16 protein-coding genes are annotated in these 15,109 nt (G+C 71.0%); 14 read left to right on the plus strand and 2 right to left on the minus strand.

Annotation, left to right across the window (positions count from 1 at the left end; translation table 11 throughout):
- Positions 1-252: 252 nt before the first annotated feature.
- The 13 genes from ABTX60_RS32095 (at position 253) to ABTX60_RS32155 (ending at position 13,583) form a co-directional block, all read left to right on the plus strand.
- Positions 253-1,269 (plus strand): lytic transglycosylase domain-containing protein, encoded by a 1,017-nt coding sequence (locus ABTX60_RS32095; protein ID WP_352100573.1) that lies wholly within the window; start codon positions 253-255, stop codon positions 1,267-1,269.
- A gap of 54 nt (positions 1,270-1,323) precedes the next feature.
- On the plus strand, positions 1,324-2,424 hold the full coding sequence (locus ABTX60_RS32100) for a sigma-70 family RNA polymerase sigma factor (protein ID WP_352100512.1): 1,101 nt from the start codon (positions 1,324-1,326) through the stop codon (positions 2,422-2,424).
- 196 nt (positions 2,425-2,620) lie between these two features.
- A complete protein-coding gene (locus tag ABTX60_RS32105) occupies positions 2,621-3,550 on the plus strand; it encodes an ABC transporter ATP-binding protein (RefSeq protein WP_352100513.1) in 930 nt (309 codons plus the stop codon).
- Complete coding sequence (locus ABTX60_RS32110) at positions 3,547-4,317, plus strand: MlaE family ABC transporter permease (protein WP_352100514.1); 771 nt, start codon at positions 3,547-3,549, stop codon at positions 4,315-4,317. Before ABTX60_RS32105 ends, ABTX60_RS32110 begins: the two co-directional genes overlap by 4 nt.
- 3 nt (positions 4,318-4,320) lie before the next feature.
- On the plus strand, positions 4,321-5,124 hold the full coding sequence (locus ABTX60_RS32115) for an MlaE family ABC transporter permease (RefSeq protein ID WP_010036859.1): 804 nt from the start codon (positions 4,321-4,323) through the stop codon (positions 5,122-5,124).
- 8 nt (positions 5,125-5,132) lie between these two features.
- Entirely contained in the window at positions 5,133-6,374 is a 1,242-nt protein-coding gene (locus ABTX60_RS32120; protein WP_352100515.1) for an MCE family protein, read from the plus strand.
- Complete coding sequence (locus ABTX60_RS32125; RefSeq protein ID WP_352100516.1) at positions 6,371-7,408, plus strand: MCE family protein; 1,038 nt, start codon at positions 6,371-6,373, stop codon at positions 7,406-7,408. The genes ABTX60_RS32120 and ABTX60_RS32125 overlap by 4 nt, the downstream gene beginning before the upstream one ends.
- Positions 7,405-8,571: an MCE family protein gene (locus ABTX60_RS32130; RefSeq protein ID WP_352100517.1), complete on the plus strand. Its 1,167-nt coding sequence runs from the start codon at positions 7,405-7,407 to the stop codon at positions 8,569-8,571. Before ABTX60_RS32125 ends, ABTX60_RS32130 begins: the two co-directional genes overlap by 4 nt.
- Positions 8,568-9,692 (plus strand): MCE family protein, encoded by a 1,125-nt coding sequence (locus ABTX60_RS32135; RefSeq protein ID WP_352100518.1) that lies wholly within the window; start codon positions 8,568-8,570, stop codon positions 9,690-9,692. The genes ABTX60_RS32130 and ABTX60_RS32135 overlap by 4 nt, the downstream gene beginning before the upstream one ends.
- A complete protein-coding gene (locus ABTX60_RS32140) occupies positions 9,689-10,993 on the plus strand; it encodes an MCE family protein (protein WP_352100519.1) in 1,305 nt (434 codons plus the stop codon). The genes ABTX60_RS32135 and ABTX60_RS32140 overlap by 4 nt, the downstream gene beginning before the upstream one ends.
- Positions 10,990-12,267, plus strand: coding sequence for an MCE family protein (locus tag ABTX60_RS32145; protein ID WP_352100520.1), 1,278 nt, complete (start codon positions 10,990-10,992; stop codon positions 12,265-12,267). Before ABTX60_RS32140 ends, ABTX60_RS32145 begins: the two co-directional genes overlap by 4 nt.
- The gene (locus tag ABTX60_RS32150) at positions 12,240-12,752 is read left to right on the plus strand and encodes an Rv1363c family protein (RefSeq protein WP_502992439.1); all 513 of its coding nucleotides are present in this window, start codon (positions 12,240-12,242) and stop codon (positions 12,750-12,752) included. Before ABTX60_RS32145 ends, ABTX60_RS32150 begins: the two co-directional genes overlap by 28 nt.
- A gap of 48 nt (positions 12,753-12,800) precedes the next feature.
- Positions 12,801-13,583, plus strand: a complete 783-nt coding sequence (locus ABTX60_RS32155) for a hypothetical protein (protein WP_352100522.1) — start codon at positions 12,801-12,803, stop codon at positions 13,581-13,583.
- A gap of 24 nt (positions 13,584-13,607) precedes the next feature.
- On the opposite strand, the gene ABTX60_RS32160 is transcribed toward ABTX60_RS32155, so the two are convergent.
- Both ABTX60_RS32160 and ABTX60_RS32165 read right to left on the minus strand, forming a co-directional pair.
- Positions 13,608-13,973 carry a MazG-like family protein gene (locus ABTX60_RS32160; RefSeq protein WP_352100523.1) on the minus strand — a complete coding sequence of 122 codons (366 nt, stop codon included), beginning with the start codon at positions 13,971-13,973 and terminating at the stop codon, positions 13,608-13,610.
- A 56-nt stretch (positions 13,974-14,029) separates the two neighbouring features.
- The gene (locus tag ABTX60_RS32165) at positions 14,030-14,587 is read right to left on the minus strand and encodes a DoxX family protein (protein ID WP_352100524.1); all 558 of its coding nucleotides are present in this window, start codon (positions 14,585-14,587) and stop codon (positions 14,030-14,032) included.
- 192 nt (positions 14,588-14,779) lie between these two features.
- Here ABTX60_RS32165 and ABTX60_RS32170 point away from each other — a divergent pair, with 192 nt between their 5' ends.
- Positions 14,780-15,106 (plus strand): nuclear transport factor 2 family protein, encoded by a 327-nt coding sequence (locus ABTX60_RS32170; RefSeq protein WP_352100525.1) that lies wholly within the window; start codon positions 14,780-14,782, stop codon positions 15,104-15,106.
- Positions 15,107-15,109: the final 3 nt, after the last annotated feature.

A 15,109-nucleotide genomic window follows, 5' to 3' on the forward strand; every position in this document is an offset into this window, starting at 1 on the left:
CCTGAGCAGGGCATTCCTTGCGCGCTCGCGGACGATTGCCAGCACCTCGTCACCCGCCTCGTCGGCCAGCGAGCGGAGAAGGCGCTGAGCGGCGTGCGGAAACCGCCGTAGCCGCAACGTGCGCAAATCCCCGCGACGGACCCCCCACCCTCCCCCGTAGAGCAGACGACAGGAAGCTCACCGGGAGGGGAACAGGACGTGGCAGGGCACAGGGGCAGACGTGTCAGGGGTACGGCGGCCGCGGTGGCGGCGATGGCGGCGCTCACCGCGTCGCAGGCGCCGGGAGTGATCCCGGCGCGGGCCTCCGTACCGGCGCCCGGTCAGGCACCGGCCGAGCACGGACCGAGCGTGTCCGGCGACACCCCGTACCGCACGGAGCTTCCGCCGCTGCGGACCGGGAAGCGCGCGGGTGGCGTGGCGGCCGTGGAGGTGGGCGGCGCGCTGCCGGCGAGTGTGTTCGCCGCCTACCGGAAGGCCGAGGTCCGGCTCGCGCGTGAGGCGCCCGGCTGCCGGCTGCGCTGGCAGCTGCTGGCGGCGATCGGGCAGGTGGAGTCGGGGCAGGCGCGGGGCGGAAGGGTGACGTCGGACGGTACGACCGTGGCGCCGATCCTGGGGCCGCGGCTGGACGGGGTGGCCTTCGCGCTGATCCGGGACACCGACGGCGGTGTCCACGACGGGGACGCCGCGTACGACCGCGCGGTCGGGCCGATGCAGTTCATCCCGTCGACCTGGGCCCGCTGGGGTGCGGACGGCAACGGCGACGGCAGTACGGATCCGAACAACGTCTTCGACGCGGCACTCGCCGCCGGACGGTACCTGTGTGCCGGCGGCCGGGACCTGTCCGTCCCCGCCCAGCTGGACCGGGCGATCCTCGGCTACAACCACTCGGCGGCCTACCTGCGCACGGTCAGGGCTTGGTACGCCTACTTCACGGAAGGACACCGGGTGGTGCCGGACGGCTCCGCCGGGTCCTCCTCCGCGCGCCCGGAGCCGTCGCGGCCGGCCGCCACACCGAAGCCGGCGCGGACACCTTCGGCCCGGCCGAGTGCCCCGCCGTCCCGTATCCCGTCCACCTCCGCCTCTCCGGCTCCGGCCGGAACCGGCCCGGCCACCGAACCCGAGAAGCCGGACGAGCCGCAACTCCCCGCCCCCGACCCGGACATCGAGCTCCCCGGCGAGAACCTGCTGCCCAGCGGCGCCCCACTCACCAGTAACAGCGCGGACTCGATGACCGTCTCCCCCTCCACAACCGCCGATACTCGGCGGTAATGTCGCCCCCCGCCGGACGGCACGATTCCGGTGGGTGAGCGCGAAGGGGTCCTCATGGCGACGGACATGCCCGCAGAGACACCTGTGGAGATGCACGCGGCCGACGAGCGGTGGCGGCGCATGTGGAGCCACCGCGAGCATTTGCTCAAGGTGGCCCGGCGCAGGTCGATGAGTGCGGAGGACGCCGAGGACGCGGTACACGAGGCGATGCTGCGTGCCGCCGAGCGGCCCGACCTGGACGAGGAACGGCTCGTGGCCTGGCTGACGACGGTGACGATGCGCCTGTGCGTCGACCGCTATCGGCAGATGAACCGCGAGGCCGAGGTGCGAACCAGCCCGACGCTCATCGCCCCGGGTCCGGTGCCCGTCGAGGAGGCGGTGTGCGACCGGGCCGAGGCGAAGTGGCTGGCGGTGCGCAGCGGTGAGCTGCCCGCGCGGCAGGCCGAGGCGCTGCGGCTGAAGTCGCAGGACCTGGACGTCGGCCAGGTCGCCGTCCGGATGGGGCTGAGCTACCGGACCGTTGAGTCGCTGCTGGCCCGGGCCCGGCGGACGCTGCGGCAGTCGCTGGCCGCCACGCTCGGCTGCGCGCTGTTCCTGATCGGGTGGGGGCGGCCGCGCGGGGTCGGCAGGGCACAGGCCGTGGCGGTCGCCTCGACGGCGGCGTCCTTGGCGGTGGCGGGGTTCGTCCTGCCGTACGCGCTCGACGGCAGCGGAGGCGGGGGTGGCGCGACGCCTCGGCCCGCGGTCGCCACGCCTGGCGCGGAGACGTTGCGGCCGGACGGCGGCGAGGGCCGTACGCCTCGGGTGCCTGAGCCCACGGCTGCCGCAGCCGAGCGCGGAGCGGCCGGGGCCCCAGCCGGCGAATCGTTCCTCCCGCTGTCCGTGCCGTCGCTGTCGGAGGTCCCGGTCGTCGCGCAGGTCCCGGACGTTCCGGAGGTCCCGGGCCTGCCGGATGTTCCGGAGGTCCCGGCGGCCCCGCTGCCAGGGCTGTCCGCGCCGGAGGTCCCGCAGGTGCCCGACGTCCCCGACCTGCCGGTGGAGCTCTCCGCGGTGCCGACGGACACGGCGGCCACGGCCATCCCGGAAGCTCCCGGGACATCCGACGCGCCGTCCACCTCCCCGTTCCCCGAGCTCACGGCGAGCCCGCTTCCGTAGCGCTGCCGAGACCTGCCCGGTAGCGCTGCCCGGCGGCCGCCCGAAGGCGCTGCCCGGAAACCGACCCGAGAGCGCTGCCCGTAACCCGCCCGAAAAAAATCCGGCCACACCAGCGACGGACGCCCAGCCCCTCCCCGTAGAGCGGATGTCAGAGCTGCTTCAGGGGCACTGCTCCACGGGCTGAAGGGTGGACCGGATGGGTGTCGAGATCTGTGTGGAAGGGCTGACCAAGTCCTTCGGTCACCAGGTCATCTGGCAGGACGTCTCGCTGACGCTGCCCGCCGGGGAGGTCTCGGTCATGCTCGGCCCCTCGGGCACGGGCAAGTCGGTGTTCCTCAAGACGCTCGTCGGACTGCTGAAGCCGGAGCGCGGCTCGATCACGATCCAGGGCCGGGACATCACCAAGCTCCGCGAGCGCGACCTGTACGAGGTGCGCAAGCTCTTCGGCGTGCTCTTCCAGGACGGCGCGCTGTTCGGCTCGATGAACCTGTACGACAACATCGCCTTCCCGTTGCGTGAGCACACCCGTAAGTCCGAGAGCGAGATCCGGCGCATCGTGCTGGAGAAGATGGACATGGTCGGGCTGATCGGGGCGGAGGGGAAGCTGCCCGGCGAGATCTCCGGCGGGATGCGCAAGCGCGCCGGGCTGGCCCGGGCCCTCGTCCTGGACCCGGAGATCATCCTCTTCGACGAACCCGACTCGGGCCTGGACCCGGTCCGCGTCGCCTACCTCAACCAGCTCATCGTCGACCTCAACGCCCAGATCGACGCGACCTTCCTGATCGTCACGCACGACATCGCCTCGGCCCGCCAGGTGCCGGACAACATCGGGCTGCTGTTCCGCCGTGAGCTGGTGATGTTCGGGCCGCGCGCGGAGCTGCTGAACAGCGACGAGCCCGTCGTACGGCAGTTCCTGAACGGCCGGATGCAGGGCCCGATCGGCATGGCGGAGGAGAAGGACGCGGCGCAGGTCGAGCAGGAGCTCGCGCAGATCGACGACAGCCCGCGCGCGCAGCAGCTGACTCCCCGCCTGCTGCCGGGACCGGGCATCACCCGCCCGCCCCGCTGGCAGGCGATCGCACGGCGCGAGGCCCAGCTCCACCAGAAGGAGGTGGCCGGCGCATGACCCTGTCACCGGCCGGAGCGCTGCGGCACTCCGGCAGCCTCTTCGCGATGGCGCTGGACGTCGTCCGGACGATCCCCCGACGGCCCTTCCAGGCACGGGAGTTCATCCAGCAGGCGTGGTTCGTCGCGAGCGTGACGATCCTGCCGACGGCCCTGGTCTCCATCCCGTTCGGGGCGGTCATCGCGCTCCAGATCGGCAGTCTGACCCGGCAGTTGGGCGCCCAGTCCTTCTCCGGGGCCGCCTCCGTGCTCGCCGTGCTGCGCGAGGCCTCGCCGATCGTCACCGCGCTGCTGATCGCGGGCGCCGGCGGCACGGCGATCTGCGCCGACCTCGGGGCGCGGAAGATCCGCGACGAGATCGACGCGATGCAGGTGCTGGGCATCGACCCCATCCACCGGCTGGTCGTTCCCCGTGTGCTGGCGTCGATGCTGGTGGCGGTGCTGCTCAACGGCCTGGTGTCGGTGGTCGGCGTGGCAGGCGGCTACTTCTTCAACGTCGTCCTCCAGAACGGCACTCCCGGCGCCTACCTGGCCTCCTTCACCACGCTCGCCCAGCTCTCCGACCTGTGGGCGGCCGAGGCCAAGGCGCTGGTGTTCGGTGCGATCGCCGGGATCGTCGCCTCCTACAAGGGGCTGACCGCGAAGGGCGGGCCCAAGGGTGTGGGCGACGCGGTGAACCAGTCTGTGGTGATCACCTTCATGTTGCTGTTCGTGACGAACTTCGTGATGACCGCCGTGTACTTCCAAGTCGTTCCGCAGAAGGGCTGAGGCATGGCGCTGCTGAGTCGTCTGGAGGAGCTGGGTGCCCAGCTGTCCTTCTACGGGCGGTCGCTGGCCTGGACCGGCCGCACCCTGCGCCGCTACAAGAAGGAGATCTTGCGGCTGCTCGCCGAGGTGAGCTTCGGCCGGGGCGCGCTCGCCGTCGTGGGCGGCACGGTCGGCGTGATCGCCTTCCTGTCGTTCTTCACCGGCACGGAAGTGGGCTTGCAGGGGTACGCCGCGCTCAACCAGCTCGGCACCTCCAACTTCGTGGCGTTCCTCTCGGCGTACTTCAACACCCGTGAGATCGCCCCGCTGGTGGCCGGGCTCGCCCTCTCCGCGACCGTCGGCGCCGGGTTCACCGCCCAGCTGGGCGCGATGCGGATCAGCGAGGAGACCGACGCGCTGGAGGTCATGGGCGTGCCCTCGTTGCCGTTCCTCGTGACGACCCGGATGATCGCCGGGTTCGTGGCCGTCGTCCCGCTGTACGTGATCGGCCTGCTCTCCTCGTACCTGGCCGCCCGCACCATCACCACCGGCTACTACGGGCAGTCCACGGGCACGTACGACCACTACTTCCAGCAGTACCTGCCCCCGGTGGACGTGCTGTGGTCCTTCGGGAAGGTGCTGGTCTTCGCGGTCCTGATCATCCTGGTGCACTGCTTCTACGGCTACTACGCGAGCGGCGGTCCGGCGGGGGTCGGCGTCGCGGTGGGCCGTGCGGTGCGGACCTCGATCGTGGCGATCAACGTCCTGGACTTCTTCCTGTCGCTGGCCATCTGGGGCGCCAGCACGACCGTACGGATCGCGGGGTGAGCCGCCGCATGAGGGTGCTGAGACTGAGGTTGTACGGCGTCGTCTTCATCGCCGTGATCGCACTGCTGCTGTCCCTGTCCGTCGCCGTCTACCGCCAGGTGTTCACGCCGGTCGTGCGGATCACGCTGGAGGCCGACAGCCTCGGCAACCAGCTCGATCCGCGCGCCGACGTCAAGCTGCGCGGGCTGCTGGTGGGCGAGGTGCGCGAGGTGCGGGCCGACGGGACGAAGGCGACGCTCGACATCGCGTTGAAGCCGGAGCACGTCGCCCGGATCCCGTCCGACGTGCACGCGCGCCTGCTGCCCAAGACGCTGTTCGGTGAGAAGTACGTCGACCTGATCGCACCGCGCGGCTCATCGGCCCGGCCCATCCGCGCCGGGGATGTCATCACCCAGGACCGCACCCGCGTCGGCATCGAGGTCCAGCAACTGATGAACGACCTGCTGCCCCTGCTGCGGACCGTGCAGCCCGGCAAGCTCAACGCCACGCTCTCCGCGTTCGCCACCGCCCTCGAGGGACGCGGTGACCGGATCGGCGACAACCTCACGCGAGTGGAGGCCTACCTGCGCCGCCTCAATCCGCACCTGCCCTCCCTGCAAGAGGACATCGCACGCTTCGCCGACGTCGCCGAGGTCTACGGCGACGCGGCGCCCGACCTGATGGAGATCCTGCGCAACACCGTCACCACCAGCCGCACGATCGTCGAGCAGAAGGAACGGCTGGCGGCGGCGCTGACGACCACGGCGACCGTCGCGGGCACCGCCGAGGACTTCCTCGACGCCAACGGCGACCGGCTGATCACCCTCGGCCAGGTCTCCCGCCCGACGCTGGAACTGTTCGCCCGTTACTCGCCCCAGTACCCCTGTCTGCTGGCCGGTCTGGTCCGGCAGGAGAAGGCGTCCGAGGAGGCGTTCCGGGGCGGGAAGATGCACATCACGCTGGAGGTAGTACGACCGCGGGGTGCGTACGAACCGGGTGAGGAACCGCGCTACGGCGAGCGGTCGGGCCCGAACTGCCGTGATCTGCCGCATCCTCCGGTGCCGGCGCCCGGCGCCCACCTCGATGACGGTTCCAAGAACCCGGGTACGGCCTCGGGCGGCCCCCTCGGCGTCTCCGCCACCCGGGCCGAGCAGCGGGCCGTCGGCTCGCTCGTGGCGCCGGTGCTGGGCGTGCCCGCCGACGAGGTACCGCCGGTCGCGACGCTGCTGTTCGGGCCGATGGCGCGCGGGACGGCGGTGAGCGTCGCATGAGCACCACAGGTTCCCGGCAGACCGCCGCTCCGCTGATCAAGTTCAGTCTCTTCGCGCTGGTGACGGTGGTGGCGACGGCCCTGCTCGCCGCGACCATCGTGAACATCTCCCTCACTCCCGAGCACGAGTACCGCGCGGTCTTCAGCGACGTCACCGGCCTGGAGGAGGGTGACGACATCCGGGTGGCCGGAGTGCGGGTCGGCGAGGTCGCGGGCATCCGGATCAAGGACCGGACGCTGGCCGAGGTCACCTTCACGGCCAGCCGGGACCGGCCACTGCTCACCAGCACCGGCGCCGTCATCCGCTACCGCAACCTGGTCGGTCAGCGCTACGTCGCGTTGACCGAGGGCGCCGGCGACGGCACCCGGCTGCGCCCCGGAGGCACGATCCCGCTCGCGCGCACCCAGCCCGCCCTCGACCTGAACGCGCTGCTGAACGGCTTCAAGCCGCTGTTCGCCGCGCTCAGCCCGAAGGACGTCAACCAGCTGGCCACCGAGATCATCAAGACCCTCCAGGGCGAGGGCGGCACCGTCAACAGCCTGCTGACGCACACGGCGTCGCTCACCACGACGCTGGCCGGCCGCGACAAGCTGATCGGCTCGGTGATCGACAACCTCAACACCGTGCTGAAGACGCTCGACAAGCGCGGCGCCCGCTTCTCCGGGCTGCTCAAGCAGCTGCGCCGGGTCATCTCGGGCCTGTCCGCCGACCGCAAGCCCATCGGTCAGTCGCTGGTGAGCATCGGCGACCTGACGGAGGCCACCTCGGGCCTGCTGAAGGACGCGCGCCCGCCGCTCAAGGACGACATCGCGGAACTGACCGACCTCACCGGGACGCTGAACGACAACGAGAAGACCGTGGAGGGCGTGCTGAAGAGGCTGCCGAACAAGCTGGGCGAGCTGACGGGGACGGCGTCCTACGGCTCGTGGTTCAACTTCTACCTGTGCGACTTCGACGGCCGGATCGTGCTGCCGAAGACGAAGCGGGTGCTCACGCCCGAGATGCACGTGGCGAGGGCGAGGTGCGGGGCATGAGCCGCAAGCGCCGCCCGGAGCCGCTGTTCAAGGTGCGCGTGGAACCGCCGAAGCTGCCGAGAGTACGACTGCCGGAGGTACGGCTCCTGCCCCGCCGCAAGCCGCGCCGACAGCCGCTGATCAAGGTCCGCGTCGACCCGCCGAAGCTGCCGAGGATACGGCTCCGCCGCCCGCACCTCGGGCCCTTCCGCGAGCGCAACCCCATCGTCATCGGCGCCGTCGGACTCACCGTCCTGGCGTTGCTGACCGTGGCCGCGTTCAACGCCGACCGCCTGCCGGTGATCGGCGACGGCGAGACGTACAGCGCCGCCTTCGCGGAGGCGGGCGGTCTCAAGCCCGGCGACGAGGTGCGGATCGCCGGGGTCAAGGTCGGCAAGGTCGAAGAGGTCGACCTGGACGGCGACCATGTCAAGGTCACCTTCAAGATCAAGGACGAGCCGGGGTTCGGCACCGAGACCGGCGCGTCGATCCGGGTCAAGACGATCCTCGGCGCCAAGTACCTCGCCCTGCACCCCAGGGGGCGGGGCCGGTTGGAGCCCGGCAGCGAGATCCCCCTGGAGCGGACCGTCCCCGCGTACGACGTCGTGCAGGCGTTCAGCGATCTCACCACCACGACGGAGAAGGTCGACACCGACCGGCTGGCCAAGGCCCTGGACACCATCTCCACCACCTTCGAGGACTCACCGCAGGAGGTACGGGCGTCCATCAAGGGCCTGTCGAAGATCTCCCGGACGGTGGCCTCGCGCGACAAGGCACTCGGGGAACTCCTCGACCACGCGAACGGCGTGACGGGTGTACTCGCCGACCGGTCGGGCGACTTCTCCGCGCTGGTCAAGGACGGCGACAAGCTGTTCAAGGAGATCAGCAAGAGGCGTGCGGCGATCCACAAGCTGCTGAAGACCTCCGCCGCGCTCGGCATCCAGCTCTCCGGCCTGGTCCAGGACAACGAGAAGGAGATCGGGCCCGCGCTCAAGGGCCTCGACACCGTGGTGAAGATGCTCGAACGCAACCAAGCCGGCCTGGAGCGGAGCATCAAGCTCCTGGCTCCCTACGTACGGGTCTTCACCAACACGCTCGGCAACGGCCGCTGGTTCGACTCCTACGTCCAGAACCTGGTCGCCGCCCCGGTGGTGCCGCGGACGCGAACGGGAGGTGCGCGGTGAGCAACCGCTGGAAGAAGCCCGTGGCCCTGCTGACCGTCCTGGCCCTGGTCGGCGCGCTCACCTACGTCCTGTGGCCGCGGACCGAGCCGGCCCGCGTGACGGCGTACTTCCCCCGCACCGTCGGCATCTACCCCGGCTCGGACGTCCGCGTGCTGGGCGTGCGGATCGGCCAGGTCAGGAAGATCACGCCGGAGGGCGGCCGGGTGCGGGTGGAGCTGGAGTACGACGCGGACCGCAAGGTCCCGGCGGACGCACAGGCCGCGATCATCAACTCCTCGGTGGTGAGCGACCGTTATGTGCAGCTGCTGCCGGTGTACCGGAGCGGCCCGGTCCTGCGGGACGGGGACGAGATCCCCGAGTCGCGCACGGCCGTGCCGGTCGAACTGGACCGCGTCTTCGACAGCCTGCACACCACGGCCGAGGCCCTGGGACCCGAGGGCGCCAACAAGGACGGCGCCCTGTCACGGTTGCTCGGCGTCAGCGCCGACAACCTCGACGGCCAGGGCGAGAACCTGCACCGGACCGTGGAGGACCTTTCGGAGGCGGTCACGACCCTGTCCGACGGCCGCACGGACCTGTTCGGCACGGTCCGCAACCTTCAGGTGTTCACGGCGGCGCTGGCGGCGGACGACAAGAGCGTGCGGTCGTTCAACAGCAGCCTCGCCAAGGTCGCCGGGCAGCTCGCGGGCGAGCGCAAGGACCTGGCGGCCGCGCTGAAACACCTCGGCACGGCCCTCGGTGACGTGTCCGCCTTTGTGAAGAAGAACAAGAAGTCGCTGACGTCGAACGTGGAGGGCCTGAGCAAGGTGACCAAGGTGCTCGTCACCCAACGAGCGGCGCTGGAGGAATTGCTGGAGGTCGCGCCGACGGGCATGTCGAACTTGAACAACGCCTACAACCCCGCCGACGGCACCCTCGACACCCGCAACAACCCCGACCACCCGCAGGACCCCGCCTCCCTGCTGTGCTCGATCCTGAAGACGACGGGGGAGAAGACCGACTGCCGGGAGCTGAGGGACCTCTTCGACTCCCTGCCCGAAGTGCCCGAAGTACCCGACGGCACTGCGGCCACCGGCACGGTCGACCGCACCCTCGGCGGAATCCTGGGGGCACGCGCATGAGGCCCCTGCGCAAGGGCGGGGCCGTCGCGTGGGCGGCCGTCGGGACACTGCTGCTGTCCGGCTGCGAGTTCAACGGCTGGTACGACGTCCCGCTCCCGGGTGGAGCCGCCGCCGACGGCCGTGCCTACCACGTCACCGTCGAGTTCCGCGACGTCCTCGACCTGGTGCCGCAGTCGGCGGTCAAGGTCGACAACGTCACCGTGGGCGCGGTGGAGAAGGTGGAGCTGGAGGGCTGGCACGCGAGGGTCCGCCTCCGGGTCGCCGACTCGGTGAAGCTGCCCGCCAACGCCGTGGCCGGGCTGCGGCAGACCAGCATGCTCGGTGAGAAGTACGTGGCGCTGGCCGCGCCGCCGGAAGGCACGCCGGTCGGCCGGCTGCGCGACGGCGACGTGATCCCCCTGTCCCGCAGCGGCCGCAACCCGGAGGTCGAGGAGGTGCTGTCCGCGCTGTCCGCCCTGCTCAACGGCGGCGGCGTGGCCCAGCTCAAGACGATCACCACGGAGCTGAACAAGGCCCTGGAAGGCCGGGAGAACCGGATCAAGTCCCTGCTCAAGGAGCTCGACACCTTCATCGGCGGCCTGGACGACCAGCGCCAGGACATCGTCCGCGCGCTGAAGGCCGTGGACCGGCTGGCCAAACGGCTGGGCAAGGAGAAGACGACGATCGCCGAGGCCGTCGACGCGATGCCGCCCGCCCTGAAGGTCCTGGCCGACCAGCGCCGCGATCTGACGAGGATGCTCACCGCCCTGTCCAAGCTGGGCAAGACCGGCACCAAGGTGGTCGACGCCTCGCACGACGACGCGGTCGCCAACCTCAAGCAGCTCCGGCCGATTCTGCGACAGCTCGACAAGGCGGGCAGCGACCTGCCCAACTCCCTGGAACTGCTGACGACGTACCCGTTCCCGCGCAACGTGGTGGACGCCATCAAGGGCGACTACGTCAACCTGCACATCACGGCGGACCTCGACCTGCCCGGGATCTACGGCAACCTGACGGACGAGCCGGGCGGCCGGAACGGCGGGGACACGCGGACACCGGAGCTTCCCGGGGCCCCGGACCTGCCGGACGTACCGGATCTCCCGGAGGCACCGGATCTGCCGGACGTGCCGAAGCCCACCGCGCTGCCGAGCGGTCCAGGCGTGCCATCGGCCCCGTCTGCACCTTCGGGCGGTGACGACCCGCTGTGCCCGCCGGTGTGCACCGCCGGCTACGGCTCCGGCCGCCACCGCACCGGGGACGACTGGCCCGAGGGGATCGACCTCGAACTCGCCGAGCTGATGCTGAAGGGGGTCCAGCCGTGATCACCCGTACGGTCAAGACGCAACTGATCGCCTTCGCCGCCCTCACCGCCGTGGGGGTGTCGTACGTCGGCGCCGAGTACACGGGCCTGGTGGACGAGGTCCTGGACCGCGGCTACACCGTGCGGGCCGACTTCGCCGACTCCGGGGGCGTCTTCCCCGGCGCCGAGGTCACTTACCGCGGGGTGCCGGTGGGCAAGGTCGGCGCCCTGCGCCTGGCCGGCTCGGACGGGGTCTCGGTCGCGCTCGACATCGAGGACGGTGCGCCGCGCATCCCGGCGGACACGCTGGCGGTGGTGGCGAACCGCTCGGCGGTGGGCGAGCAGTATGTCGACCTCCAGCCCCGCACCTCCCGCGGCCCGTACCTGCTGAACGGCAGCACGATCCCGCGCGAGAGCACGCGGGTGCCGCTGTCGACGACGGACATGGTCCTCAGCCTGGACCGCCTGGTGAACTCGGTCGGCAAGGACGACCTGGGGGTCACGGTCGACGAACTGGGCAAGGCGTTCGCCGGCACCGGCCCGAACCTGGGGCGCCTGGTGGACTCGGGCAACACCCTGGTCGAGTCGGCGTCCGAGGCGCTGCCGGAGACGATCGACCTGATCGAGGACTCACGGAAGGTCCTCAAGACGCAGGCCGACCAGGGCTCTTCGATCAAGTCGTTCGCGCGCGATCTGGCGTCGCTGTCAGCCCAGTTGAAGTCCAGTGACGGGGACCTGCGCAAGCTGATCGGCAACGCGCGGCCGGCGGCGCAGGAGCTGAACTCGCTGCTGAAGTCGGCCGGGCCGCAGCTGTCGGTCCTGCTGGCCAACCTGATCAGCGGCGGCCAGGTCACGCTGGCCCGCCTCCCCGGTGTGGAGCAGGCCTTGGTCACCTTCCCGCTGATGGTCGCGGGCAGCTACACGGTCGTCCCGGGCGACGGCACCACCCACTTCGGCCTGGTGCTGAACGCCGACGACCCGCCGGCCTGCACCCAGGGGTACGGCACGGCACGCCGCGACCCGGCGGACACCAGCACACGCGAGGCGAACACCGGCGCCCGCTGCACTCTCCCGCGCGGCAGCCAGTCGTCGGTACGGGGCGCGCAGAACGCCCCGGGCGCGTCGACCGCCGGCGGGGGAGCGAACCAGGCGGCGTACGTCACCCCGTACGACCCGGAGACCGGCACCACCACCGGCCCGGACGGAAACAACGTCGAGATCGGCTCGACAGGCGGCCAGCAGGCCGTGTTCGGAAAGGAGTCGTGGCAATGGCTGCTCGTCGGCCCCATGGCATGAGGCAGATACGACCCCGAGTGAGGACGGCGGGACTCGTCGCGGCGACCGTCGTCACCACAGCACTGGCGCTCTGGCTGGCCTTCGGAATCCACGCACAGAACGAGGCGGACCATCGACGCCAGGGCATCCTGGCCGCGGCCCGCCAGTCGGCACTGAACTTCACCTCCCTCGACTACCGGCACTACGACCGCGACAGCGCGAATGTCCTGGCGGGCGCGACGGGTGACTTCAAGAAGCAGTTCACCGCCCAGACGGAGCAGTTGACGAAGCTGGTCGCCCGGAACAAGTCCGTGTCAGAAGGCCAGGTTCTGGAGGCAGGCATCGTCCGCTCCGACGAGGACTCGGCCCGTGTGCTGGTGGTCGCCGACAGCAAGGTGACCAACACCGCCGTGCCCGGGGGAGAGGCGCGCACGTACCGGCTCCAGCTCGACCTCGTACACAAGGACGGCCGCTGGCTGACGTCCGACGTCGAGTTCGTCGGCTGATTCACGGGCCGATTCGCCGACCGACAAGCACCGACGAGGAGTACCACCATGCCGAAGACGACCACCGGCCGTGCCGCCGGTCCCGGCACGCGCCGCACCATGACGGCGGCCGCCCGCGCGGCGGCGAAGCGCGCGGAGCGCGGCCACCGCGAAGCGGGCACGGTGACGGCCGCCCACGAGGAGTCCCCGCGCCGGGCCGAGCGGCCACCCACCGGACGCACCGTTCTCATCGAGGCCCCGAAGCACGGCTGGGACGACCCGCCGGAGCCGTCGCCGGAGTCGTTCGGGGACGACGGGCCGCAGGAGCGCAGCGAGCCCGGCTCCGGCGGCCGACGGAAGCCGCTCATCTTGCTCCTGGCCGTCCTGCTCGTCGCCAGCCTGGTCGCGCTGGCCGCCCTGGGACGGCAGTACCGCGACGGCCGCCTGACGGAGACCGCCCGGACCGAGGCGCTCACGGCCGCCCGCACAGCGGCACCGATCATCCTGTCGTACGACTACCGCCACCTGGAGAAGGACTTCTCGAGGGCCCGCGCCCACCTGACCGGTGACTTCCGCGACGAGTACGGCAAGACCACGAAGACCGTGGTCGCCCCGACGGCCGAGAAGTACCACGGTGTCGTGAAGGCAAGGGTCGCCGCCCCCGGCTCCGGCGGCGCCCCGGCCGCCTCCGTCGTCTCGGCCTCCCCCGACAAGGTCGTCGTCCTGCTCTTCGTCAACCAGGTCACCGAGAGCACTCAGGTGTCGGGGTCCCGCGTGGACCAGAACCGGGTGCGGATGACGATGGACCGTACGGGTGAGGGGTGGAAGGTGAGCGCGGTGGACGCGCTGTGAGGGCAGGTCCGGGATACCCGGTGATCAGAGCGACTGACGCGGAACGTCCGCCTGTGCCGAGTGCGCCGTGGACCGTCGTGCCACCCGCTCCAGGTGCCGTGCCAGAACCTCTCGCGCTTCCGGCGTAAGCGTCCGCAACGCCAACAACGCCGTGATGACGACATCACACAACTCCGCCTCCACGTCCTCCCACGTGTGTGTGACCCCCTTGCGCGGGTTCTGCCCCGTCGCTCCGATCACCGCCTCCGCGACCTCGCCGACCTCCTCGGAGAGCTTCAGGATGCGAAGGAGGAGGCCCTCGCGGCCCTCGACCGGGCGGTTGGTGTCGAGCCACTCGTACAAGGCGTCGATGGTGGACCAGAGTTCAGGGCCGGGGGACTGTTCGTTCATGGGGGCGCAGCCTGCCATGCGGGACTGACAATGCCCCACCTCCGGGCCCTAGACCCCTACTCCATGTACTCCTCCTCGAACAACGCCTCCTGCTCCCCCTCCTTCGCCTTCCGAAGCCGCCTCGCCCGGGCCCCCACCACCACCGCCGTGCCCGCCGCCGTCGCCGCGAAGGCCGCTGGGATCATCCAGCCGCGGTTCACCGCGTGGCCGAGCAGGTGGTCCACGGAGAGGCGGCCCGGGCCCGTGATGGCCAGGCCCGCTGCCGTGAGGCCCAGCGTCGCCGCGTACTCGTAGCCGCCGCCCTGGTTGAAGAAGCCGTTCGGGGCGTGCACCGCCGCCGCTCCGGCCATCGCGCCGGCCGCCGCCGCGCCCGCGGCCGGGGTCGCCAGGCCCAGGGCCAGCAGTGTGCCGCCGCCCGTCTCCGCGAGGCCCGCCGCCGTCGCGCTCTGCTTGCCGGGGGAGTAGCCGACGGACTCCATGAACTGGCCGGTGCCCTCGATGCCGTGCCCGCCGAACCAGCCGAACAGCTTCTGCGTACCGTGCGCCACCAGCACACCGCCCGCCCCCAGCCGGAGCAGCAGCAGACCCAGATCACGTCGGTCGTTACGCCTCACGTCGTCTCCCGTAGCAGGTAGCAGGTAGCAGGTAGCAGGCAGCAGATAGCAGGAACGGGGGAACGCTCCCGTCCCTCTTCGCGTTTTCACCGTCGCACCCCTCACCGCCCACGACACCCGGCGGGCCCGTCCCCGGACGCCGTTCGGGTGGCACCGGTGGCGTGGGGCCGTGGCCGGTACGAGGCTGCTCGCATGACGATTCAGACCACGCGCCTCAGCGATCCGGCCGTCCGGGCCTTCGTGACCGCCGTGAACAATCACGACCGCGAGAGCTTCATGGAGCTCCTCGCACCGGGCGCGACCATGACCGACGACGGCTCCGACCGCGACCTCGCCGACTGGGTAGACCGGGAGATCTTCTCCTCCCACGGCCACATGGAGGTCGACAACGAGTCCAACGGCGGCCGTGCCCTCCTCGCCCGCTACAGCAACGACACCTGGGGCGAGATGCGTACCCGGTGGAGCTTCACCGTGGACGACGACGGCAGGATCACGCGGTTCGACACCGGGCAGGCCTGAGCT

It is taken from the genome of Streptomyces sp. NPDC126510 (genome assembly GCF_040302345.1).
GTDB lineage: Bacteria > Actinomycetota > Actinomycetes > Streptomycetales > Streptomycetaceae > Streptomyces.

Bases quoted from the DNA above. Each gene is read 5' to 3' on its own strand.
- ABTX60_RS32095 (WP_352100573.1), top strand. From the start codon at position 253: ATGGCGGCGCTCACCGCGTCGCAGGCGCCGGGAGTGATCCCGGCGCGG.
- ABTX60_RS32100 (WP_352100512.1), top strand. From the start codon at position 1,324: ATGGCGACGGACATGCCCGCAGAGACACCTGTGGAGATGCACGCGGCC.
- ABTX60_RS32105 (WP_352100513.1), top strand. From the start codon at position 2,621: ATGGGTGTCGAGATCTGTGTGGAAGGGCTGACCAAGTCCTTCGGTCAC.
- ABTX60_RS32110 (WP_352100514.1), top strand. From the start codon at position 3,547: ATGACCCTGTCACCGGCCGGAGCGCTGCGGCACTCCGGCAGCCTCTTC.
- ABTX60_RS32115 (WP_010036859.1), top strand. From the start codon at position 4,321: ATGGCGCTGCTGAGTCGTCTGGAGGAGCTGGGTGCCCAGCTGTCCTTC.
- ABTX60_RS32120 (WP_352100515.1), top strand. From the start codon at position 5,133: ATGAGGGTGCTGAGACTGAGGTTGTACGGCGTCGTCTTCATCGCCGTG.
- ABTX60_RS32125 (WP_352100516.1), top strand. From the start codon at position 6,371: ATGAGCACCACAGGTTCCCGGCAGACCGCCGCTCCGCTGATCAAGTTC.
- ABTX60_RS32130 (WP_352100517.1), top strand. From the start codon at position 7,405: ATGAGCCGCAAGCGCCGCCCGGAGCCGCTGTTCAAGGTGCGCGTGGAA.
- ABTX60_RS32140 (WP_352100519.1), top strand. From the start codon at position 9,689: ATGAGGCCCCTGCGCAAGGGCGGGGCCGTCGCGTGGGCGGCCGTCGGG.
- ABTX60_RS32150 (WP_502992439.1), top strand. From the start codon at position 12,240: ATGGCTGCTCGTCGGCCCCATGGCATGAGGCAGATACGACCCCGAGTG.
- ABTX60_RS32155 (WP_352100522.1), top strand. From the start codon at position 12,801: ATGCCGAAGACGACCACCGGCCGTGCCGCCGGTCCCGGCACGCGCCGC.
- ABTX60_RS32160 (WP_352100523.1), bottom strand. From the start codon at position 13,973: ATGAACGAACAGTCCCCCGGCCCTGAACTCTGGTCCACCATCGACGCC.
- ABTX60_RS32170 (WP_352100525.1), top strand. From the start codon at position 14,780: ATGACGATTCAGACCACGCGCCTCAGCGATCCGGCCGTCCGGGCCTTC.